Raw genomic sequence first — 23023 nt, forward strand, 5'->3', positions numbered from 1 at the left:
TACGCCCCGCCGCCGGGTGCCTTTGGTGCGCCACCGCCGCCCCCGTTCGCAGCGCCCCCGGCCTCAGCGGTTACGCCCCCGGCGCCCGACGGTTCGCCGGCCTCCGAAGGGCTGGTCCCGCCGAACTGACGATCCTTGCATCTCGATAGCTTCCGATATATCGTGTCATATCGGAAGCGGTTCGTGCTTCCCCTGAACACGAAAGCGAGACGACGATGAACTCCTTTTTCCCTCCCCCGTTCCCCGGCGCGTTTCCCTTCGGTGGGCTCCGGCCTCCCGGACTCGGCGGGCACGGACATCGCCGCGGCGGGCACCGCGGCTTCGGCGGCCGGGGCGCCTTCGGTGACCTGATGCGCGCCCAGCACCCCGGCCCCGGCTTCGGCCCGGGGTTCGGACCCGGCTTCGGACCCGGTTTCGGGTTCGGTCCCGGACCGGGCGGCTTCGGGTTCGGCCCGGGCGGGCGCGGCGGGCGCCGCGGCGGTGGGCGCGGTCGGCGCGGCGACGTGCGCGCGGCGATCCTGCTGCTGCTGGCCGAGCGCCCCATGCACGGCTACGAGATGATCCAGCAGATCGCCGAGCGCAGCCAGGAACTCTGGCGGCCCAGCCCGGGATCGGTGTATCCGACGCTGCAGCTGCTCACCGACGAGGGGCTGATCACCGGCGCGGAATCCAGTGGCAGCAAGCGGTTGTTCACCCTCACCGACGAGGGCCGCGACGCCGCCGCGGCGATCACCACCGCCCCGTGGGACGAGATCACCGAGGGTGCGGACCCCACCGCGGTGAGCCTGCGCAACGCTGTCGGCCAGCTGATGGGCGCGGTCGCCCAGGCCGCCCACGCCGCCGGCGCCGACCAGCAGCAGCGCATCCTCGATGTGCTCAACGCCGCTCGCCGCGACATCTACGCCATCCTCGGCGAGAGCGACTGATCAACATCCCGACGCTGTTGCTGACCATGCTGCTCTGACCGCATGATCGCTGTAGCGCGTCTGGCGGACGATCCTGAACGGAGTCAGTTTCCGGGGACGTCCGCCAGACGCCGGTCCTTAGCGCCGATTTGCGACAGTTTTCAACGCGTGACCGAGACCGATCCGGACTAGCCTTTCGTCATGGTTGGGCGGGCCAACCGAATGGATGGGGTGTGGATGCGTTTTCTAACGACGTTCGGCACGGCGATAATTCTGGCCGCCTGCACCACCAAAATTGAATCGCCATCGTATGGCGACACCCCGGCCCCGCCGGGACCGGGCCAGCCGGTAGCCGCAACGGAGCTCGACGCGCTTACCGTACCGATCGAGCAAGTCACTATCAACGGCCAGCCCTGGGACACGCTTCACGGCGACGGTGTGGCCACACAGCCTCGACCAGACCAGTCCGATCCAGATTGCCGCCTGCCCGAAATAGGACCGGAGACACTGGCTTTCCGTGAGGTGCGATACAGCGATGTGGGGAACACCTATGTGCTCCAGCGCATCGGAATCTATTCCGATCGAGCAAAGGCCACAGAAGGGTTTCAACCGGTGCTCGACGCGGTGAACTCATGCGAAAACCCTGACAGAATGATCGATTCAGCCACGTCTGAAAGTGCTGCGTGGCATGAAAAGGGCTTCTCTGCGGTCTCGGGTCCCGACGCCATGCTCTACGCCACGACCGCGCGAGCGGTGAAGAACGTCGTGTTCGAGGTCACCGTCGGCCACCGTGAAGATGGACCACAGATCGCTACATCGGTCGCCGATCAGATCACAGCAAACGTCAACCAGGTTGTTTAAGGAGATGGCGTGCGCGGATCATTGCGATGTCTCAGCAGGTGTCCAGCACCGTGTGCAGCGCCGCCTTCTCCCGGACCGACACCGCCAGGTGATACGCCGTCTTCACCGTGATCTGGCGGGTGACGAACTCACAGCGAAACGCGGTGTTCGGCGGTAGCCAGCCCGACGCGTCGTGGTAGGCCTTGTCGTAGTTGGCGGGCCCGCTCACCGCCAGCAGATTGCGCGGATCGTTGGCGAAATCGGCCCGCCGCTGTGCATCCCAGCCCCGGGCGCCTTTGTACCAGGCGTCGGACAGCGCCACGATGTGGTCGATCTGGACCTCCTCGGAGGTCTGCGGTCCGCGGGTGAACTCGACCGTGGTCCCGGTGTAGGGGTCGTGCAGGATCCCGCTCTGCACCTTGCAGGTGCCCCACCGCAACTTCACGTCGACCAGGTCGCGGCGCAGGATGTCGTCGCGGGTGTTGCACCCGTTGTGGCCGCCTTCGACGTCGACCTCGTCGCTCCAGCGGTCGCCGAACCGGTACCGCTGATAGTCGTGGCGCGGATCCCAGCGCGACACCGGCAGCTCCTCGAGTTGGGTACGGGCGGTGGCGTAGTCGGCTTCGCCCGCCGGCGGTTTCGGCGCCGGCGGGGGTTGCGGATCGCGTCCGGTCCACCACAGCCCGACGAGTGCGATCCCCACCACCGCCGCCAGCAGCGCCGGGGTGCGTGCCCGCGACGTCACGACACATCCACCCAGTCCAAGGTGCGCTGCACCGCCTTTCGCCAGCCGGCGTAGCCGGCGGCGCGCTGCTCGTCGTCCCAGTGCGGCTGCCAGCGGGTGTCCTCACGCCACTGTGCCCGCAGATCGTCGGCGTCACGCCAGAACCCCACGGCGAGCCCGGCGGCGTAGGCCGCGCCCAGCGCGGTCGTCTCGGCGATCACCGGTTTGACCACCTCCACGCCGAGTACGTCGGCCTGGATCTGCATACACAGCGCATTGGCGGTGATCCCGCCGTCGACCTTCAACACCTCCAGGTGCACACCGGAATCCGCCGCCATCGCGTCGACCACGTCGCGGCTCTGATAGCAGATCGCCTCCAGGGTGGCGCGCGCCAGATGGGCGTTGGTGTTGAACCGCGACAGCCCGACGATCACGCCGCGGGCATCCGAGCGCCAGTAGGGGGCGAACAGCCCCGAGAACGCCGGCACGAAGTACACCCCGCCGTTGTCGGGAACCTGTCGGGCGAGGTCCTCGCTCTGCGAGGCCCCGCTGATGATCCCCAACTGGTCCCGCAGCCACTGCACCGCCGAACCGGTCACCGCGATCGATCCCTCCAGCGCGTACACCGGTGCGGCGTCACCGAACTGATAGCACACCGTGGTCAGCAGACCGTTCTCCGAGCGCACGATCTGCTCACCGGTGTTGAGCAGCAAGAAGTTACCCGTGCCGTAAGTGTTCTTCGCCTCCCCGGCCCTCAGACACACCTGACCGACCATCGCGGCCTGTTGGTCACCGAGGATGCCGGTGACCGGGATCTGCCCGCCGACCGGCCCGTCGGGGAGGGTCAGACCGTGCGGCTCCGCTGCCGACGACGCGGTGATCCGGGGCAGCATCGCCCGCGGGATCCCGAAGAACCCCAACAGCTCGTCGTCCCAGTCGAGGGTCTCCAGATCCATCAACATGGTGCGGCTGGCGTTGGTCACGTCGGTGACGTGCACCCCGCCGCGCGGGCCGCCGGTGAGATTCCACAGCAGCCAGCAGTCGACGGTGCCGAACAGGGCGTCACCGCGTTCGGCGTCGGCGCGCACCCCGTCGACGTTCTCCAGGATCCACTGCACCTTGCCCGCGGAGAAATAGGTGGCCGGCGGCAACCCGGCGCGGCGGCGGATCACCTGGCCGCGATCGTCGCGGTCCAGGGCGGACGCGATCCGGTCGGTGCGGGTGTCCTGCCAGACGATCGCGTTGTAGTAGGGCCGGCCGGTGCGGCGGTTCCACACCACCGTGGTCTCCCGCTGATTGGTGATCCCGAGCGCGACCAGATCGTGGGGCTGCAGGTCGGTGCTGGTGAGCACCGAGATCACGGTGGCGGCGGTGCGCTCCCAGATCTCGACCGGATTGTGCTCCACCCAGCCCGCGCGGGGCAGGATCTGCTCGTGGGTGAGCTGATGGCGGCCCACCTCGGCCCCGCTGCGGTCGAAGATCATGCACCGGGTGCTGGTGGTGCCCTGGTCGATCGCTGCGATGTAGTCACCGGATGCGGCCACCTGTCGCTCCTTCGGTCGTGGCGTCCATGATGGACTACATGGCCGCGGGATCCCGAGACATCGCCACCATGCCGCGCGGCGGGTACCGCGCCTCCTGCCTGGATCGTTGGCTGCAGACCGACCGTACCGAATACCTGGACCGCCCGGCCGGTGCCGGGGCCGACGGCAAGAAACGGCAGGTCCTGCGGTCACTCGAGCTGCTCGGCGGGCTGCTGGGCGACCACGACCGGTTCGCTCGCCTGGCGTTGGCCCAGGTGGCCGAGGTGCCCGACCCCCGCATCCTGGAGCTCGGCGCCGGCCACGGCGCCCTGTCGCAGCGACTGCTGGTTGAGCACCCGACCGCCGAGGTCACCGTCACCGACGTGGAACCGGGTGCGGTGGCCGCGATGGCCGCCGGTGAGCTGGGCCGGCACCCGCGGGCCACCGTGCGGGCGCTCGACGCCACCGCCATCGACGCCCCCGATCGCGCCTTCGACCTGGCGGTGTTCGCGCTGGGCTTCCATCATCTGCCGCCCCCGCAGGCGGCGCGGGTGCTCGCCGAGGGGACCCGGGCGGCCGAGCGGCTGCTGCTCATCGAGCCGGCCCGGCCCCCGGCGGTGCTGCAGGTGCTGCGGGTGGCGACGATGCTGCCGTGGGCGCCGCTGGTGCCCTACCTGCACGACGCGCTGATCAGTTCGCTGCGGCTCTACAGCACCGCCGCACTGCGCACCCTCGCCGCGCACGCCGACCCGGCCATCGACCTGGCCGTGCGCGACGTCGGCTGCGGCATGCAGACCGTCGTCGCGGCCCGCCGCGGGTAGTCTCGAATCCATGGCTTCTGAGGTGATGGACTGGGACAGCGTGTATCGGGGCGAAGGCGCCTTCGAGGGGCCGCCGCCGTGGAATATCGGTGAGCCGCAACCGGAGCTGGCGGCGCTGATCCGCGACGGGCAGGTACGCAGCGACGTCCTCGATGCGGGCTGCGGGGTCGCCGAACTCTCCCTGGCGCTGGCCGCGCAGGGATACACCGTCGTCGGCATCGACCTGACTCCGACCGCGGTCGCCGCGGCCACCGCGGCCGCACGCGAGCGGGGTCTGCAGAACGCCAGCTTCGTGCAGGGCGACATCACCGACTTCGACGGCTACGACGGCCGGTTCGCCACGATCATGGACAGCACCCTGTTCCACTCCATCCCGGTCGAGGGCCGGGACGGCTACCTGGCGTCGGTGCACCGCGCCGCGGCACCCGGCGCGCGGTTCTACGTGCTGGTGTTCGCCAAGGGCGCCTTCCCCGCCGAACTCGAGGAGAAACCCAACGAGGTCGACGAGGACGAGTTGCGCGCCGCGGTGAGCCGTTACTTCGAGATCGACGAGATCCGTCCGGCGTTCATCCATTCGAACATGCCCCCGGCGGGCAATGTCCCCGGCATGCCCCAGTTCCCGCCGCACGACACCGACGAGAAGGGCCGGATGAAGATGCCGGCGTTCCTGCTGCGCGCCCACAAGGCCGGCTGAGCGGACCGGCGGGTCAGCGGCCCGCCAGCGTCACACCGAAATCCGCGGCGTCGTCGGTCCACCAGCGCAGCGGATGCAGACCCGCCGCCTGCAGTTCGGCGGCCACCGCCTCGGGACGGAACTTGCACGACACCTCGGTGAGCATCTCCTCCCCCGCCGCGAACTCGACCCGCAGGCCGAGGTCGGCGATGTGCACCTGTTGATCGCGCAGCGACGTCAGCCACATCTCGATCCGTTCGGCTGCGGCGTTCCAGTGCGCCCGATGCGCGAACGCGTCGAGGGCGAAATCGGCGTGCAGTTCCCGGTTGATCACCGCCAGCACGTTGCGGTTGAACGCCGCGGTCACCCCGGCGGCGTCGTCGTAGGCGCGGACCAGCCGGCCGGGGTCTTTGACCAGGTCGGTGCCGAGCAGAAGGGAATCGCCCGGGGCGAGAACGCCCGCCAATTCGGTGAGGAACACCGCTCGCGGTTCGGCGGTGAGATTGCCGATCGTCGAGCCCAGGAACACGAACAGCCGCCGGCCTCCGGGCGGGATCTTCGCGAGGTGCCGCTCGAAATCCCCGCAGACCGCGTCGATCGTCAAATCGTCGAACTCCGCTTCGATGCCGGCCGCTGCGCTCTGCAACACCCCGGCATCCACGTCGAACGGGACGAACCGGCGAAGCCGGCCCGACCGGTGCAGGGCCGCCAGGAGCAGCCGTGTCTTCTCCGAGGTCCCGCTGCCCAACTCGACGAGCGTGTCGGCGGCGCTGGCGACCGCGATGTCGTCGGCGTGGTCGCGCAGGATCCGCGCCTCCGCGCGGGTCGGATAGTACTCCGGGAGCCGGGTGATGCGGTCGAACAGATCGCTGCCGACCGCATCGTAAAACCATTTGGGCGGCAAAGATTTCGGCGTGCACCGCAGGCCGTCACCGACATCGCGGCGCAGGGCTTCGTGGCCGCTGTCGGCGTCGAGGTAGTTGGCCAGTGAAACCGCCATCACGATCCTTCCAGCGGGGTCAGGCTGATGCCGTCGAGCGTGACCTCGACCAGATGCCGGTCGGGAACATCACGCCAACACGGGTCGTCGTCATAGGGTTCGCTGGCCACGACCACCCCGTCGGGGCGCTGCAACAGCGACAGCGTGTCTCCCCACGTGGTTGCCAGGATGCGGGATCCGTTGGCGGCCAGGATGTTCAACCGTGCATCCGGGTCAGCTGTGCCGATGTCGACGATCGTGTCGGCCAAGCGGCCGACTCCCCGCGCGAAGATGGTGGCCGCCAACACCGCACTGTCACAAGATGATTCCGCCGACGATGACGACGGCAAAGCGTTGCGATCCACCACCCCGTTGTGCGACAGCAACCAGCGACCGTCGCTGAACGGGGCGGTGGCGCTCGCCTCGATCGGCATGCCGACCGTCGCGGAGCGGACCGCCGCCACCACACATCGGCTGCTCAGCGCCGGAGCCACCGACGCGAACGACGCGTCGCCCCACAACGGCGCGGGACTGCGCCACCGGCGCGGCACGCCGTCATCGAAGAACCCGACACCCCAGCCGTCGGCGTTGAGCAGTCCGTGGCGCTGGCGCCGCGGCGCGTAGGACTGCACCAGCAGCCCCGACGGCGGGTCGCAGACCAGCGAGGCGAGGCTGACCGCCCGGCCCAGCCACCCCAGGTGCCGGCACATCAGCGCGCCTGCCCGCCGGCCGGCCAGACCACCCGCAGTCCGGCGAAGATCTGCCGGCGGATCGGGTAGTCCCAGTTGCGGAAACTGGGCCGCAGGATCTCCGGGGCGACCGCCCAGGAGCCGCCGCGCAGCACCCGGTGGTCGGGCCCGAAGAAGGGTGCGGAGTACTGCCGGTAGATCATCGGGCTGAACCCCGGCCACGGCTGCAGCGGAGAGCTGGTCCACTCCCACACGTCGCCGAGCAGCTGCTCCACCCCGTAGGCCGACGCCCCGTCGGGATAGGCGCCGACCGCCGCGGGCCGCCGCGCCGCACCCCCGAGGTTGGCGTGGCGCGGTGACGGGGGCTGCGAACCCCAGGGCCAGCGCCGCCGGGTGCCGGTCTGCGGATCCCAGGTGCAGGCCTTCTCCCACTCGACCTCGGTGGGCAGACGTCCCCCCGCCCAGGCCGCGTAGGCCTCGGCCTCGAAGTAGCTGACGTGGCAGACCGGCTCGTCGGGCGGGCGGGGTTCGCGGTGGCCGAAACGGACCCGGGTGCCGTCGTCACCCCAGAACTGCGGGGCGGTGAGCCCGGCCTCGCAGCGGTGTTGCCACCCGTTCGCCGACCACCAGCGGCGCTGCTCGTAGCCGCCGTCGTCGATGAAGTCCTGCCATTCGGCGTTGGTGACCGGCACCCGGCCGATCCGGAAGGCGGGGACCTCCACGACGTGGGCGGGGCGTTCGTTGTCCAGGGCATAGGGCTCAGCGGGGCCGGCGGGCCCGGGGGCGGCATCGACGCCGAGGACGAACGGCCCGGCGTCGACGAGCACCGAGGTGCCCGCCAGCCCGGGGCGCCCGGGCGGCAATCCTGCACCGGCATCCAGCAGCGGAGCGCCGGGCCGCAGGTTGTGGGCCTGCAGCATCGTCTCGTCGTGCTGGTGTTCGTGGCTGAGCACCATCGCGAACACGAACGCCGCACGCTCGTCGCGCACGCCTTGCAGAGCGGCGAGAGACTCGGTGCGCACCGCGGACAGATACCGCCGGGCAGCCGACGGCGACAGCAGCGGCAACGCCGACCGTCCGGCGCGCGGATGGGTGAACGCGTCGTAGAGGTCGGTCACCTCCGCCGGTAGCAGCCCCGGGCGGGCGGGATCGCCGCCGCGCAGCAGCCACAGCTCCTCCTGCTGGCCGATGTGCGCGAGGTCCCACAAAAGGGGGCTCAGCAGCGGGCTGTACTGGCGGCGCAGCTCGGCGTCGTCGAAATCGGTCAGCGCCAGGGTGCGTTCGCGTGCACGGGTGAGCGCGGCGGCGAGCCACGCGGTGTCGACCATCAGCACACCTCCGCGGCGAGGCGGCGCAGCGCCGGTTCGAGACCGAGGTCGATGACCTGTTCGGAGAACCGGTCGGCGGGACAGCGGGCGCAGGCGACCGCGTCGACGAGCGCTGCCATCGACGGCGCCAGCGCCGCCGGAGCCCGCTCGGCGGCCAGCGCGACGCAGGCGGTGGCGGCCGCATGCAGCCGCGCGTCGGCCAGCCCGACCCGGGCGGCGGTGTCCCAGGCGGTGGCGACCGGGGCGACCGCCGCGGCGGCGGGCCCGGACAGCTCCGGCTCGTCGAGGAGGGTGACCAGCGTGAACACCACCGCCGGCCAGATCGCGGCGGGCATCGCGTCGAGGTAGCGGATCTCCAGCCAGCCGCGCGGACGCACCGGAGGAAACAGCGTGGTCAGGTGATAGTCGAGGTCGGCGGTGGTGGGGCGGCGCCCGTCGAGCAGCGCACGCCCGTCGACCCAGTCGGCGAACGGCACGTAGCGGGTGACCGGCACGGCCTGCGGGGTGTGCACCAGCATCACCGGTGCCTTCAGCGCGTAGCGGGCCCAGTCGGTGCGCGGATCGTCGCCGTCGGCGCCGAGGATCGGCCCGCAGCGTGCCGCATCCAGCAGGCTCCACACCCGCTGGCGGGTGGAGACCCAGCCGGAGAACGCCCCACCGAGCAGCGGCGAATTCGCCGCGATCGCCACCATCGTCGGGCCCAACGCGTGCGCCAGCCGGATCCGCTCGGCCCATCCGCTGGCGGGCCCGGCGTCGAGGTTCACCTGGACCGAGGCGGTGGCGGTCATCATCGCCGCGCCGGCCTCGCCGGTCTGGCTGGCGGCGAAGAACCGTTCCATGGCCAGGTAACGCTGTCCGGGGTTGATCCGCCGTGTCGGGCGCAGCGGGTCGGTGCCCAACGCCACCAGCGCCAGCCCGGCGCGGGCGAACGCCGCATGCAGCACCGCCTGGTCGGCGGCCATGGCGTCGATGGCCGCGCCGACCCCCGCCAGCGGGGGGCTGGACAGCTCCACCGCCCCGCCGGGTTCCACGGTCACCGCGCTGCCGCCGGGCAGCGGGCCCAGCGTGGCGCGCACCGCGCTGATCTGCGCCCAGTCGGGACGCCGGCGCGGCGCCTGCAGATCGAAGCAGTGCGCCTCGATCTCCAAACCCACCCGTCCGGCCGGGCCGTCGGTCAGACAGCGGTCGGTCAGATAGGCCGCCGCCCCGGCGGATCCGTCGAGTTCAGCCGCGTCCTCGGGCGCGGCGACAGTGCGCGCCGCGGGGTTCGCTGGGCTCATGAGCGCAACCGTTCCGGGTGTCGGGTGTGGTGAGGATCTATGTTCCACTACCCCGGATCCGGTCTGTCTATTCCGCAGCTGTCCCGGGCCGCCGGGTCACTGGCCCAGGCTGTTCTGCATCGCCCCGGCGAGGACATCGACCGCCGGGCCCCCGTTGCCGGCCTGACAGACCTTGGCCTGCAACAGCACGTTCTCCCGCAGCCGGGTCTGGCTGAAGCAGCGCCGGTCGACCCCGGCCTCCTGCTTGGTCCACGCCGCATCGGCGGGTCCGGCCGGGCCGCCGTCGAAGCTCCACACCTGGGTCGCCCCGGTGTCCAGGTGCATCGCGGTGGTCTGCCCCGAACAGCCGACGGTGCGGTCGACCACCCGGTGATAGGCCCGCTCGGCGGCGTCGGTGGTGGCGAACACCCCGACCGCCTGCTTGACGAAATGGGTCTGATCGTCGGCGGCGGTCTGGGTGACCGCGCTGTTGAACGACGCCAGGTCGGGGTCGTTGTAGACCTCCGGCAACCCGATGTCGGCCCAGTTGTTGCAGATCGGGTTGTCCACCCAGAACGTCTGGACCGGGTGGCCGGAGACCGATTCCCACCCCATCGGGGCGCCGACGATGTTGCCCACCGAGCCCTTGCCGAGCACGGCGTAGGACACCACTCCCGGCTCCGACGGTGCGGCGCCCGCCGGCGGGCCGCACAGCAGCCCGACGGCGACCGCCGCGGCGGCCGCGCCCAGCGCCGTGGCGGCCCGCACGGCTACACCTTGGCCGAGACGTCGACCGCGACGTTGCCGCGGGTCGCCTTGGAGTACGGGCACACCTGGTGGGCCTGGGCCACCAGGTCATCGGCGGCGGCCTGGTCCAGGCCGGGCAGGTAGCCGACGATCTTGCCGGTCAGGCCGAACCCTCCGGCCGGGTCCTTGCCGAAGCCCACCTCGGCGGTGACCTCGGTGGCGTCGTCGAGGGTGACGTCGGCGTTGCCGGCCACCAGCCGCAGCGCCCCGAGGAAACAGGCCGCGTACGCCGCGGAGAACAGTTCCTCGGGGTTGGTGCCCTGCCCGTCGCCGCCCATCGCCTCGGGGTGGCGGGTGTCGAGGTCGATACGGCCGGTCGACGACTTCACATGGCCGTTGCGGCCGCCGCCGGTCGCGGTGGAGGTGGAGGTGAATACGACATCAATGCTCATGGGTCCGATCATGCCAGGCCACCCCGACCGCTGTCAGCCGAGGTTGGCCCGCACGCCCTCTTCGACCCGTGCACCCAGATCCGCATCGACGTTGCGCCAATACTCGAACACCCGGGACAGCACCGGCTCACGGACTCCACCGCTGACGTGGCCAACAATGTTGTCCACCAAACGGTTCCGCTGCTCATCGTCCATCACGTCGCGCACCAGCGATCCGGCCTGGCCGAAGTCGTCGTCATCGGCGCGCAGCGTGTAGGCCTGCCGGACCAGCTCACCGTCGGTGTGCCAGCGGACCTCGGCCGCGCGCGCCGGGTCGGCCACCGGGCCGCCGTAGGAGTTCGGTGCGTACACCGGGTCGGCGACGTTGGCGATACGCATCACGCCGTCCTTGGAGTAGGTGTTCGCCGGTGCGGTCGGAGCGTTGACCGGAATCTGCTTGTAGTTCACCCCGAGCCGCGCCCGGTGGGCGTCGGCGTAGGAGAACCCCCGGGCCAGCAGCATCTTGTCGGGACTGAGCCCGGTGCCCGGCACCGTGTTGTTCGGTTCGAACGCGGCCTGTTCGATCTCGGTGTGGTAGTCGGTGACATTGCGGTCGAGGGTCAGCCGACCGACGTCGATCAGCGGGTAATCGGCGTGCGGCCATACCTTGGTGAGGTCAAACGGGTTGTACCGGTAGGTTTTTGCGTCCTCGAACGGCATGATCTGCATCTTCAGCGTCCAGCTGGGGTACTCCCCCGCCTCGATCGCGGTGTAGAGGTCTCTCTGGTGGTAGTCGCCATCGGTGCCGGCAAGCCGATCGGCCTCGGCCTGGGGGAGGAAGTCGTTGCCCTGATCGGTGATGAAATGGTATTTCACCCAGAAGATTTCGCCGTCGGCGTTGATCCAGCTGTAGGTGTGGCTGGAGTAGCCGTTCATGTGCCGCCACGACTTGGGGATGCCGCGATCGCCCATCAGCCAGGTCACCTGGTGGGCGGTCTCCGGTGACAGCGTCCAGAAATCCCACTGCATGTTGTGGTCGCGCAGGTTGGAGGCCTGCATCCGCTTCTGGGAGCGGATGAAGTGCTGGAACTTCATCGGGTCCCGCATGAAGAACACCGGGGTGTTGTTGCCGACCATGTCGAAGTTGCCCTCGGGGGTGTAGAACCGCAGCGAGAATCCCCGGGGATCGCGCCAGGTGTCGGGGCTGCCCCGCTCGCCGGCCACCGTGGAGAACCGGATCAGCGTCTCGCAGCGCGACCCCGGCGCGAACACCGCCGCGCGGGTGTAGGCGCTCACGTCGTTGGTGACCTCGAAGTGGCCGAACGCGCCGCCGCCCTTGGCGTGCGGTTGGCGCTCCGGGATGCGCTCCCGGTTGAAGTTGGCCATCTGTTCGATGAGGTAGTGGTCGTGCAGGACGATGGGGCCGTCGGGACCCACGGTCAGCGACGTGTCGTCACTCGGTGCGGGGCTGCCCCCGTCGGTGGTGGTGAACTTCGGCTCGGTCAACGAAACCTCCTCGGCGCGAGCGGATGTGGGCTGAGTGCAGAGCACTGCGCGGCGCGGCTAGGCGTCACGTCAGCGACACCGTGCGCCGGCGCTACGGCCGCGGCGGCGGCGGTGGCGGCGGTGGCTTGACCGCATCGGACGGGCCGCGGTTGTCGGACGGGCCGCGGTTGTCGGACGGGCCGTGGCCACGGTCCTTGTGGTCCTTGTGGTGCATCATGCAGGGCGACGGGCCGTGGTGGTGATGGTGACCGTGGTGATGGTCGCGATGGGTCAGTGCGGCGCCGGAGAAGAAGATCACCGAGGCGGTGAACACCACCCCGGACACGATCACCACCCAGGCCGCGGCCTGGTAGAGCCGGCTGGGCTTCTCCCGGGGCGCCGGAGCGGGCGCGGCGGCGGGCGCTCCGGACGAAGGTTCAGGTGTGTCGGTCATGGTGTCATCATGCCCGCATCCCCGTCGCTGCGCACCCTTTACAGGTCGATCCCTACGCCGTCACCGGTCATGCCACCGCGGGAGCCGCGGCCAGTGCGGTGGTCACCGGGGTCAGTGCTCCGGGCAGTCCGGCGGCCCGACGGATCTCGGTGAACGCGTGCACCATCGCGTCGGTGACTTCATGCGGGTCGCGCACGGTGTGGTCGTCGGTGAGCACCGAGATGTTCAACTGGTCGACGTAGCTCCACACCGTGATGTTCAGCCCGCTGCCGGCCAGCAGCGGCCCCACCGAGTAGAACTCCCGCAGCATCGCCCCGCCGACGTTGCTGCGCTCGCGCGGGCCGGGAACGTTGGACACGGTGAGGTTCTGCAGTTTGTTCTGCCCGGTACGGCGCGACAGCCAGCCGAACATGGCCGGCGCCAGTGCCGGGGGCAGATACTCCAACAGCGACTTGATCAGTTCCGGTCCCAGGAGGGTGAACTCCTCTTTGGCTATTCCGGTGCCCAGCACCGTCAACCGGACCCGCTCGAGGGGGTCGTCGACGTGCACCGGCAGCGACACGTTCATCGCGCCCAGTTCGTTGCCGGCGACCCGGTCGGGGTCGCTGTCGAGGCTGGCCGGAACCGACGCGATCAGCGGCCGGTCCGCCCGGCCGTCGTAGCGCAACAGCAGTTCCCGTAGCGCACCGGCGGTGGTGGCCAGCGCCAGGTCGTTGATCTTGACGCCGAGTTGCTTGCTGGTCTGCTTGATGTCAGTCAATGCTACTGTGGCGCTGGCGAATTCGCGTCCCGATGTGATGGCGTGGTTGAAGAATGTCGGTGCCGGTGACAGCAGTCCCGCGATGTCGGGGTTCGGGCCGCGGGCGCGCGACGCCCGCCACAGCCGCCACGCCCCGGTCCCCGCGCTGACCAGCAGCCGGGGCAGGTTGGCGACGAGTCGCAGATGATCGCGGGCCGCGGCCCACAGCAGCTCTGCCGCCGACGGCGGGATCGCCGCCGGGGCCGGGGTGCGTTCGTCGGCGGCGGTCCCGGTGAACCCCATGGCGCGGGCCAGCAGGTTTCCCGACGCCACGCCGTCGGCGAGGACGTGGTGGATCTTGACGATCACCGGCAGCGAACCGTCGGCCATGCCCTCGACGACGTGCATCTCCCACAGCGGGCGGTTGCGGTCCAGCGGTGTGCTGGCGATCTGTCCGATCAGTGCGTCGAGCTCCCGGCGGCCACCGGGGGAGGGGACCGCGGCGCGGCGCACGTGGTAGTCCATGTCGATGGCGGCGTTCTCCAGCCACACCGGGTGGTGCAGGCGTCCCGGAACCGGCACCAACTGGTAGCGGAACGGTTCCAACAGGTGCAGCCGCCGCCACAACAGGTCGCGGAAGACCGTGAAGCTGAACTCGCCGCCGAACTGCGCCACGTCGAGCACCCCGATCTTGAGGGTGTGGGTGTGCACGGTGGGGGTTTCGGTGTACAGCAGCAGCGCATCCATGCCGTGGAGCCGTTTCATCGTTCACCTCGTTCGGACACGCCAGCAGGTGCCAGCCGGTAATGCCAAATGTAGCCGCTCGACCGCCGCGGGGGCTGCGGGTTCGTCGCGGCCGCACCCGCCACCGAATCCCCCGGTGCCGGTGGGGGCTCCCCGGTACCATTTCGGGCACCGTGGACCCAGCGACGAGGGAGCGATGTGAGCCAGGCGATGTGGCGGCGGCCGGCATGAGCGTGACCGAGCGGCTGGCGGCCGCCGCGGATCTGGTGGGCACGCTGCGGCGGGCGGGCATGATCGCGCCGCTGCGCCCGGACAGGTACGTGCGGATGGTCGCGGCGATGCGCCGCGAGAAGATGGCGTCGACCTCCGGGTTCGCCGGTGCGGCGCGGCGCTGCCCGGACCGCCCGGGCCTCATCGACGAACTGGGCACGCTGACCTGGCGTGAACTCGACGAACGCGCCGACGCGCTGGCCGCGGCGCTGCAGGCGCTGCCCGGCGGGACGCCGCGGGCGCTGGCGATCCTGTGCCGCAACCACCGCGGGTTCGTGGAGTCGCTGATCGCGGCGAACCGGATCGGCGCCGACGTCGTGCTGCTGAACACCTCGTTCGCCGGCCCCGCGATGGCCGAGGTGGTGGAGCGCGAGGCCCCGGAGGTGCTCATCTACGACGAGGAGTTCGCCGGGATCGTGGACCGCGCTGTGGCGCAGCGCCCGCAGACCACCCGCATCCTCGCCTGGACCGAGCAGCAGCCGCCCGCCGGCACACCGAGTGTGGCGGGGCTCATCGCCGCGCACACCGGCCGGCGTCCGGGACCGCTCGCCGCCAAGGGCAACCTCATCCTGCTCACCTCCGGGACCACCGGAACCCCCAAGGGCGCCAAACGGTCCGGTGGGGGACCGGGGGAGTTGGCGGCGGTGCTCAAACGCACGCCGTGGCGCGCGGAGGAGACCACGGTGGTGGTCGCCCCGATGTTCCACGCGTGGGGCTGGTCGCAGCTGGTGCTCTCGGCGTCGCTGGCGTGCACGATCGTCACCACCCGCAAGTTCGATCCGGAGGCCACGCTGGCGATGATCGACCGGCACCGCGCCACCGGGCTGTGTGTGGTGCCGGTGATGTTCGACCGGATCATGGAGCTGCCCGAGCAGGTGCGGCGACGCTACAGCGGGCGCTCGCTGCGATTCGCCACCGCGTCGGGCTCACGGATGCGCCCGGAGGTGGTGACCGCGTTCATGGACGAGTTCGGTGACGTCATCTACAACAACTACAACGCCACCGAGGCGGGCATGATCGCGACCGCCACCCCGGAGGATCTGCGTGCCGCGCCCGACACCGCCGGCCGGCCCGCCGAGGGCACCGAGATCCACATCCTCGACGCGGAGCTGCGCGAGTTGCCCACCGGGGAGGTCGGGCAGATCTTCGTGCGCAACACCACCGGGTTCTCCGGTTACACCTCCGGCACCACCAAGGACTTCCACGGCGAGTACATGGCCTCCGGCGACATGGGCTACCTCGACGCGGCGGGGCGGCTGTACGTGGTCGGCCGCGACGACGAGATGATCGTCTCCGGCGGGGAGAACGTCTACCCGATCGAGGTGGAGAAGGTGCTCGCCGCCCATCCCGCGGTGGCCGAGGCCACGGTCCTCGGCGTCGACGACGAGCAGTTCGGCCAGCGGCTGGTCGCCTTCGTCGTCCTCGAACCCGGGGCGCAGGCCACGGTGGACGACCTCAAAGAGCATGTCCGCGACAACCTCGCCGGCTACAAGGTGCCCCGCGAGATCACCGTGCTCGCCGAGCTGCCCCGCAACGCCACCGGCAAGATCGTGCGCGCCGAACTGCTGGGGATGGTCGGGCCCGACGGCGGTTAGCCGGCGGTCAGCCCAGCACCGGGAAACGCCGCCGGCGGGCCAACTCGTGGAGGGCGATCTGCATGCGCGCCCGGATCGCCGCGTCGACGGCGTCGACGTCGGGGTCGGCGCCGAACTCCTCGACCGGGTACACCGCGGGCAGCACCTGGGTCACCAGCTTGGCCGGCAGCGGAAGGTTGGGCACGAACCCGGAGGTCAGTCCGAACGGGAACCCGACGATGACCGGTGCGATCCCCAGCCGCAGCAGCTTGTCCAGGCGCAGTGCGCGGGCCAGCCCCTCGCCGCGGCTGAGGATCAGGAACTGCTCCTGGCCGCCGATGGTGACCACCGGCACGATCGGCACCCCGGCCTCCAGCGCGGTGCGCACATAGCCGGTGCGCCCGGCGAAGTCGATGGTGGCACCCGCGCAGGTGGGTCGGAACACGTCGTAGTCGCCACCGGGGAAGACCATCGTCGTCGCCCCGGCGCGCAGCGCGGCCAGGGCGTTGGCCCGGCTGGCCGGAAGGAACCCGGCCGGGCCGAGCAGCGATTTGGCGGCCAGCATCAGACCGTCGTGGGCCAGGACGTGAAACGGGCGCTGCGCGCCGAACTGGTCGTAGAACGCCAGCGCCACCACCGGCACGTCCATCGGGACCAGCCCACCGGAGTGGTTGGAGACCATGAGCACCCCGCCGTCGGGAACGGTGTCCATGCCGTGCACCTCGGAGCGGAAATAGCCGTTGACCGCGGGGCGCAGCAGCGGCATCAGCCGGCCGATGTAGGCGGGGTCGCGCAGCGCCAGCCACCTGCGGGCGGCGTGCTCGTCTGCGGGCATGGCCGCGGCGGGCTCAGCTGGCCGCGGCCGCCGCGGCGGCGGGCAGTCGGTCGACCACCGTGGTCACCGCGGTGCGCAGTCCGGCGACGAACGCCTCCTGCTGCAGGGTGCAGCAGGCGTGGCCCCCGACGACCGGCACCGTGGTGGCCGCGGGGATCTGCTCGGCCAGCCAGCGCTGATGACGCGGGGAGATCACCCGGTCGCGGGTGGGGACCACCACCGCGGTCGGCACGTCGATCCTGTTCACCCAGGGGCGCGAGTCGAACCGGACGATCTCGGCCAGCGCCCGCAGCATCCCCGGCACCGCGGTGGCGCGGAACTCCGCCAGCGCCCAGCGCACGTCGTTGGCGGTGGCGGTGTCGCATCCGGGTACCGGGGCGGCCGCGGGGTCCGGGCGGGGAGTGAACGCGTCGAGCAGCGCGGCGAACAGGCTGGTGCCCAGCCGCATCGGGGCGGCCTCGGCGAAGGTGGCGGCCGCGGCGCACAACACCAGCGCGTCCACCCGGTCACGGTGACGCTGCCAGGTCAGCTGGGCCACCAGCGAGCCCATCGAGAACCCGACCGGGATGACGGTGTCGATGCCGAGGGCGTCGGCGACGGCGACGGCGTCGTCGGCACAGTCCTCCAGCAGCACCCGGCCGGCCGGGATTCCCGCGCCGTGCCCGCGCTGGTCGAAGATCACGACCCGGCCGAGTCGGCGCAGCATCTCCAGCGACGGATACCAGGTCAGCATCCCGGTGCAGGCCACCGAGTGCAGCAACAGGAAGGTGGGCCCGCCGGGCACCGGGCCGGTGTCGACCACGTAGGTGCTGCCCCGGCCGGGCAACTCCAGGGTCCGTCCATTCGGACGCGGGCCCACGGCACCGGCTCCGGGCAGCTTGGCTGCCAGGAGCGCCTCGGGGAGGCCGCGCAGGCCGGCGATCACGTCGATTCGCTCATTGAACCACAGCCGCGGCACCCCGCGGGGGAGCCTCACCAGGGTTTGACCGGGTTCACTGCGAATGATTTCCGGGGTGTTTAGCAACAACGACAAATGTCGATTCCGCCTGTTCTCACAGTTCAGGGGTGTTGTTGGCGGCAGATCGGTGCTCGCAGATCTCCTGCGGCCCCACTGCGGACCGGCGACACGCCCGCGTCTAGCCCAGAGCGCTTGTATCAGGAAAGTGGAGGGTGGCCAGTTTTAGCCTGCCCGTCGACTCCCCGTCAGCCGTCCAACGGGACGCCTTTGTTGAACTCCCGAAAGTTCAGCACCAGGCGATCGCTGCCCTCGACCTCTTTGAATCCGAACTCTCGGTAGATCTCCCCGACACGGCCGTTCATGGGATCGACCACCAGAACCACTCCGCCGATGAGCGTGACCGCCTCGCAGGCGGTCACGTACGCCTCGGCGATGAGATCCATCCCCAGCCGCCGCCCCTGCAGCGATTGATCGAGCGCAAGCTTTCCGATCAAGATTCCCGGAAGTTCGCGGTCCCGTGGAAAACCCGGCGGACGAATCCGAGCAAAGAAGCGGTCGGGCCCCTCCCGAATCGTCGTTTGAAGCAGAGTGAAGTAGGCGACCACGCAGTCGCCGTCATCGACCCAGACGTGCGTTGCAGACTTACCCAGGTTCTGGTCCGTGCGCGCCCGCCGATCCAACCAGCGGTCCATGCCGTCGTCGTGGCCGCAGGAGAAGTAGTCGGTGTAGTGGGTCTCAAGCAAGGGGATGCAACGGTAGTGCTCCGTCACCGCTTCCCGCGACGTGCTGCCACGCGAGCGATCGCCTCCTGTGCGCGCTGTGACGGTTCCGGTCGGAGCCGGGTGATTGCCGCCAACTGCCCACGCTTGACGTGCGTCACGTCGACCTGGCGCCGCATAGCGTCAACCTTGCCCATCATGGCTCCCATCCGATCAGCACGCCCCGACACGCGCACCATTGCCAACGATACCGTCCCCACGTCGGAGATGTCCCCATACGCGCGACCGTTTCCCTAGCGATCACGGTGCCATTTTCTTTTGTCCCAGACCCCTCACACCCCGTGCACTCAGGTCACGAAACGTAACGGTCGTGTCGGCCGAGGGCCGATCCGCTCATCGCGATCCGCACGGGCTCCTGCGGCCCCACCGCGGACCGAGCGCACAAAATAGGGTCTCTACCAGGGCTTGAACGGGTTCACTGCGAACTGGATCACCCGATACGGGCTGCGGTCACGAGTGGTGGTGTTCCACTGGCTGACGAACACCCGCACCTCGTCGAGGGTGGAGCCGGGCGCGATGTAGCCGCCGTAGGGCTGGGCGAGCCGGTTGTCGGTGGGGGCGGGCAGCGCGTCGACCGGCTCCGGGTAGGCCGGCCAGTCGGCGTGTTGCACCACGGTGGTCACCGGGGCGGTGCCCAGCCCGGTCGGGTCGTTGGCCACCCGGATCTCCATGTTGCCGGTGCTGGCGTTGAAATACGACAGCACCGTCTTGCCGTCGAGTTGTTTGACGCTCATCTCGCCGACCTGATCGCCCCAGAGCGGGGTGGGCGCCCGCCCCCAGCCGCCACCGGGGTCGCCGTCCCAGCCCTGCCAGCGGGACCGGTCGGTGAACGCCTGCGGCGCCACCCGGTACAGCCGCAGCGGGCCGGTCCGGTCGAAGTTGTTCGCCACGATGTAGACCCATCCGGTGGCCGACTCCGGGGTGGGGATCGGGTCGTAGTAGCCGCTGATCTGGGTCTGCCCACCCTCCTGGTAGGCCGCGGCGCGCAGCGAACCGGGCACCGTCGGCCAGGCGCCGGTCGCCGCGTCGGCGGCCACCAGCCGTGACGACTGCGGGATCAGCCGGCTGGTGGTGGTCACCAGCAGATAGTTGCGCCGGTTGATCTCGACCACCCCGGCCGGCAGCTGGGAGGTTCCCGGTGGGGCGGCGTCGGCCAGCAGCGGCTCGAACACGCCGGTCACCCCGGTGTAGCGCACCCCGTCGCGGTCGGCCACCGAATCGGCGTCCACATGCAGTGCGACGGGGGAGTACCAGCCGCCGAAGCCGACGCCCGGACCGGCGAAGCTGTCCCCGCAGATCTGCAGCATGCGGCTGGGGAACTCCATGAACTCGCAGAGATCGGTGGCGCCGATGCCGTAGTCGCGGGTGGGGGTGCCGGTGCCGGCGGCCGGCCCGATGCGCATCACCTGCCCGGGGGCCAGCGGCGGCGCCCACGGCTCGGGCAGCGGCTGGGCCGGCTCCGCGGCGGCCGGGACGACCGGCAGGACGGCGGCGAGCAGCGCCGCCGGAGCGGTCAGCGTCCAGCGGCGCCGCCACCGGGCACCTCGCAGCCGGGCCGAGCTCACCGCGCGCTCGTCAGTGACGTGCGGCCAGCAGTTCGGCGATCTGGATGGTGTTCAACGCCGCCCCTTTACGCAAGTTGTCCCCGGCCAGGAACAAGGCGAGGCCGCGCCCGTCGGGCACTCCCGGGTCGGTGCGGATCCGCCCGACCAGGGTCTCGTCGGCCCCGGCGGCGGCCAGCGGGGTGGGCACGTCGACCAGCTTCACCCCGGGGGCATGCTCGAGCAGTTCGGTGGCCTGCTGTGGGGAGATCGGCCGGTCGAACTCGGCGTTGATCGACAGGCTGTGGCCGGTGAACACCGGCACCCGCACGCAGGTGCCGCTGACCGCCAGCTCGGGGATGCCGAGGATTTTGCGGCTCTCGTTGCGCAGTTTCTGATCCTCGTCGGTCTCCCCGGAGCCGTCGTCGACCACCGAGCCGGCCATCGCCACCACGTTGTAGGCGATCGGCGCGACGTAGGTGTTCGGGGCCGGAAAGTCCACCGCATCCCCGGCGTAGACCAGCTTCTCGGCGTCGTCGGCCACGGCGCGGGCCTGATCGGCCAGCTCGGTGACCCCGGCCAGCCCGCTGCCGGAGACGGCCTGATAGGTCGAGACGATGAGGCGGCGCAGCCCCGCGGCGTCGTGCAGCACCTTCAGCGCGGGCATCGCGGCCATGGTGGTGCAGTTGGGGTTGGCGATGATCCCCTTCTTCAGCGGCCACGCCTGCGCCACATCGCGGTCGAAGTTCACCTCGGCCACCACCAGCGGCACCTCGGGGTCTTTGCGCCACGCCGAGGAGTTGTCGATCACGGTGGCGCCGGCCGCGGCGAACCGCGGCGCCTGCACCTTCGACATCGTCCCGCCGGCGGAGAAAAGCGCGATGTCGATGCCGGTCGGGTCGGCGGTCTCGGCGTCCTCGACCTCGATCTCCGCGCCGCGGAACGGCAGCCGCCGGCCCGCCGAGCGGGCCGAGGCGAAGAACCGGACCTTCTCGGCGGGGAAGTCGCGTTCCGCCAGCAGGGTGCGCATCACCTGACCGACCTGGCCGGTGGCGCCCACCACCCCCAACGTCACGGCGCCCATCAGCGTCCCGTCCCGCCGTAGACGGTGGCTTCCTCGACGCTGCCGAGGTTGAACGCCTCGTGCAGGGCGCGCACCGCGGTCTCCAGTTCGGTGTCCTGGCAGAGCACCGAGATGCGGATCTCGGAGGTGGAGATCAACTCGATGTTGACCCCGGCGTCGGCCAGCGCCTCACAGAACGTGGCGGTCACCCCCGGGTGGCTGCGCATCCCGGCGCCGATCAGCGACACCTTGCCGATGTGGTCGTCGTAGACCACCTGGGAGAAGCCGATCTCGTCGCGCATCGACTCCAGCTTGTCCACCGCGGTGGGCCCGTCGGCCCGCGGGCAGGTGAAGGTGATGTCGGTCTTGCCGTCCTCGACCTTGGAGACGTTCTGCAGCACCATGTCGATGTTGACGTCGGCGTCGGCGACCGCCCTAAACACCTTGGCGGCGTAGCCGGGGGTGTCGGGGATCCCGACGACGGTGACCTGCGCTTCGCTGTTGTCGTGGGCGACGCCGGTGAGGATGGGGTCTTCCATGGGGATGTCCTTGATCGATCCGGTAACGAGGGTGCCGGGCTTGTCCGAGTACGACGAGCGGACGTGCACCGGGATGTTGAAGCGCCGGGCGTACTCGACGCAGCGCAGCATGAGGATCTTCGTGCCGCAGGCCGCCATCTCCAGCATCTCCTCGAAGGTGACGCGGTCCAGGTGCTGCGCGTTGGACACGATCCGCGGGTCGGCGCTGAAGATGCCGTCGACGTCGGTGTAGATCTCGCAGACATCGGCGTCCAGTGCCGCCGCCAACGCGATCGCGGTGGTGTCCGACCCGCCGCGGCCCAACGTGGTGACGTCCTTGGTGGTCTGGCTCACCCCCTGGAAACCGGCGACCAGCACGATCTGGCCCTCATCGAGGGCCGAGCGCAACCGTCCCGGGGTGACGTCGATGATCTTGGCCTTGCCGTGCGCGCCGGTGGTGATCACCCCGGCCTGCGAACCGGTGAACGAGCGGGCCTGCGCCCCGAGGGACTCCACCGCCATCGCGACCAGCGCGTTGGAGATGCGTTCCCCGGCGGTCAACAGCATGTCCATCTCCCGGGCCGGGGGAGCCGGACAGACCTGTTGGGCCAGGTCGAGCAGGTCGTCGGTGGTGTCGCCCATCGCCGAGCACACCACGACCACGTCGTTGCCGGCTTTTTTGGTCTCGACGATCCGTTCGGCGACCCGCCGGATCCGATCGGCGTCCGCCAGCGACGATCCGCCGTACTTCTGCACGATGAGTGCCACAAGAATCCTTTCTGGAGCCAACGGCGGGCATAGACGGGCACAGCCCAGGATAGAGGGCGGCGACCCGCCGGGTGCGGCGGCGTCGATGCCCGCCCCCGGCGCAGCGGTTTCTCCCGTCGCCACCGGCGCGCTAGACTGGGACCCATGGCGCGGGTGCTCCTCCTGGAACGCCGCGGCGGGGTCTGACCGAGACCGGCCTCCCGTCGCGGGTGTTCGCGATGCGCCGGTCGGAGATCCCCCTCACCAACCCGGAGCAATCACCGTGACACGTTCTTCTCAGCGCTCTCAGCCCACTCCCGACGCCACCCCCGGCCCCGACGCCTTCACCGGCGGTCCGGGCGTCCGCGCGATCCACACCCCCTCGGCCCCGCCCGAC

The 23023-nt window shown here is 70.4% G+C and carries 22 protein-coding genes; 5 read left to right on the forward strand and 17 right to left on the reverse strand.

What is annotated here, in order from left to right; all coding sequences use genetic code 11:
* The first annotated feature begins 215 nt into the window (after positions 1-215).
* Positions 216-926: a PadR family transcriptional regulator gene (locus tag B8W67_RS17570; RefSeq protein WP_069391685.1), complete on the forward strand. Its 711-nt coding sequence runs from the start codon at positions 216-218 to the stop codon at positions 924-926.
* A 180-nt stretch (positions 927-1106) separates the two neighbouring features.
* Positions 1107-1766: a sensor domain-containing protein gene (locus B8W67_RS17575; RefSeq protein WP_085305338.1), complete on the forward strand. Its 660-nt coding sequence runs from the start codon at positions 1107-1109 to the stop codon at positions 1764-1766.
* A gap of 31 nt (positions 1767-1797) precedes the next feature.
* Here B8W67_RS17575 and B8W67_RS17580 read toward each other — a convergent pair whose 3' ends face one another.
* Together B8W67_RS17580 and glpK are read right to left on the reverse strand one after the other, a co-directional pair.
* A complete protein-coding gene (locus B8W67_RS17580; protein WP_109561826.1) occupies positions 1798-2490 on the reverse strand; it encodes an HNH endonuclease family protein in 693 nt (230 codons plus the stop codon).
* Entirely contained in the window at positions 2487-4064 is a 1578-nt protein-coding gene (gene glpK / locus B8W67_RS17585) for a glycerol kinase GlpK (protein ID WP_174254790.1), read from the reverse strand. The genes B8W67_RS17580 and glpK overlap by 4 nt, the downstream gene beginning before the upstream one ends.
* Here glpK and B8W67_RS17590 point away from each other — a divergent pair.
* Entirely contained in the window at positions 4043-4813 is a 771-nt protein-coding gene (locus tag B8W67_RS17590; RefSeq protein WP_085305340.1) for a class I SAM-dependent methyltransferase, read from the forward strand. The genes glpK and B8W67_RS17590 overlap by 22 nt on opposite strands.
* 10 nt (positions 4814-4823) lie before the next feature.
* On the forward strand, positions 4824-5507 hold the full coding sequence (locus B8W67_RS17595) for a class I SAM-dependent methyltransferase (protein WP_069391688.1): 684 nt from the start codon (positions 4824-4826) through the stop codon (positions 5505-5507).
* A gap of 13 nt (positions 5508-5520) precedes the next feature.
* On the opposite strand, the gene egtD is transcribed toward B8W67_RS17595, so the two are convergent.
* The 9 genes from egtD to B8W67_RS17640 form a co-directional block, all read right to left on the reverse strand.
* Entirely contained in the window at positions 5521-6486 is a 966-nt protein-coding gene (egtD, locus tag B8W67_RS17600) for an L-histidine N(alpha)-methyltransferase (RefSeq protein WP_085305342.1), read from the reverse strand.
* Complete coding sequence (gene egtC / locus B8W67_RS17605; RefSeq protein WP_085305344.1) at positions 6486-7175, reverse strand: ergothioneine biosynthesis protein EgtC; 690 nt, start codon at positions 7173-7175, stop codon at positions 6486-6488. The genes egtD and egtC overlap by 1 nt, the downstream gene beginning before the upstream one ends.
* Complete coding sequence (gene egtB, locus B8W67_RS17610) at positions 7175-8482, reverse strand: ergothioneine biosynthesis protein EgtB (RefSeq protein WP_085305354.1); 1308 nt, start codon at positions 8480-8482, stop codon at positions 7175-7177. The genes egtC and egtB overlap by 1 nt, the downstream gene beginning before the upstream one ends.
* Positions 8482-9762 (reverse strand): ergothioneine biosynthesis glutamate--cysteine ligase EgtA, encoded by a 1281-nt coding sequence (gene egtA, locus B8W67_RS17615; protein WP_069391691.1) that lies wholly within the window; start codon positions 9760-9762, stop codon positions 8482-8484. The genes egtB and egtA overlap by 1 nt, the downstream gene beginning before the upstream one ends.
* Before the next feature lie 96 nt (positions 9763-9858).
* Complete coding sequence (locus B8W67_RS17620) at positions 9859-10509, reverse strand: sensor domain-containing protein (protein WP_069391692.1); 651 nt, start codon at positions 10507-10509, stop codon at positions 9859-9861.
* Between the two features lie 2 nt (positions 10510-10511).
* Positions 10512-10940, reverse strand: a complete 429-nt coding sequence (locus tag B8W67_RS17625; RefSeq protein WP_174254751.1) for an organic hydroperoxide resistance protein — start codon at positions 10938-10940, stop codon at positions 10512-10514.
* A 33-nt stretch (positions 10941-10973) separates the two neighbouring features.
* Positions 10974-12425, reverse strand: a complete 1452-nt coding sequence (locus B8W67_RS17630) for a catalase (RefSeq protein WP_069391754.1) — start codon at positions 12423-12425, stop codon at positions 10974-10976.
* A 91-nt stretch (positions 12426-12516) separates the two neighbouring features.
* Complete coding sequence (locus tag B8W67_RS20630) at positions 12517-12858, reverse strand: hypothetical protein (RefSeq protein WP_085305346.1); 342 nt, start codon at positions 12856-12858, stop codon at positions 12517-12519.
* 67 nt (positions 12859-12925) lie between these two features.
* Entirely contained in the window at positions 12926-14362 is a 1437-nt protein-coding gene (locus B8W67_RS17640) for a WS/DGAT/MGAT family O-acyltransferase (RefSeq protein ID WP_069391695.1), read from the reverse strand.
* Between the two features lie 206 nt (positions 14363-14568).
* Between B8W67_RS17640 and fadD12 the strand changes: the two genes are divergently transcribed.
* Positions 14569-16206: an acyl-CoA ligase FadD12 gene (gene fadD12 / locus B8W67_RS17645; protein WP_085305356.1), complete on the forward strand. Its 1638-nt coding sequence runs from the start codon at positions 14569-14571 to the stop codon at positions 16204-16206.
* Positions 16207-16213: 7 nt separating this feature from the next.
* On the opposite strand, the gene B8W67_RS17650 is transcribed toward fadD12, so the two are convergent.
* The 6 genes from B8W67_RS17650 to B8W67_RS17680 form a co-directional block, all read right to left on the reverse strand.
* Positions 16214-17020, reverse strand: coding sequence for a 1-acyl-sn-glycerol-3-phosphate acyltransferase (locus tag B8W67_RS17650; RefSeq protein WP_085305348.1), 807 nt, complete (start codon positions 17018-17020; stop codon positions 16214-16216).
* 13 nt (positions 17021-17033) lie between these two features.
* Positions 17034-17996, reverse strand: coding sequence for an alpha/beta fold hydrolase (locus tag B8W67_RS17655; RefSeq protein WP_234806811.1), 963 nt, complete (start codon positions 17994-17996; stop codon positions 17034-17036).
* A 227-nt stretch (positions 17997-18223) separates the two neighbouring features.
* A complete protein-coding gene (locus B8W67_RS17660; RefSeq protein WP_069391697.1) occupies positions 18224-18748 on the reverse strand; it encodes a hypothetical protein in 525 nt (174 codons plus the stop codon).
* A 404-nt stretch (positions 18749-19152) separates the two neighbouring features.
* Positions 19153-20274 carry a DUF4185 domain-containing protein gene (locus B8W67_RS17670; protein WP_069391757.1) on the reverse strand — a complete coding sequence of 374 codons (1122 nt, stop codon included), beginning with the start codon at positions 20272-20274 and terminating at the stop codon, positions 19153-19155.
* 58 nt (positions 20275-20332) lie between these two features.
* Positions 20333-21382, reverse strand: coding sequence for an aspartate-semialdehyde dehydrogenase (locus B8W67_RS17675; RefSeq protein ID WP_085305350.1), 1050 nt, complete (start codon positions 21380-21382; stop codon positions 20333-20335).
* Entirely contained in the window at positions 21382-22647 is a 1266-nt protein-coding gene (locus tag B8W67_RS17680) for an aspartate kinase (RefSeq protein WP_069391700.1), read from the reverse strand. The genes B8W67_RS17675 and B8W67_RS17680 overlap by 1 nt, the downstream gene beginning before the upstream one ends.
* Between the last annotated feature and the right edge of the window lie 376 nt (positions 22648-23023).

This window comes from Mycolicibacillus koreensis, from assembly GCF_002104795.1.
Classification (GTDB): domain Bacteria; phylum Actinomycetota; class Actinomycetes; order Mycobacteriales; family Mycobacteriaceae; genus Mycobacterium; species Mycobacterium koreense.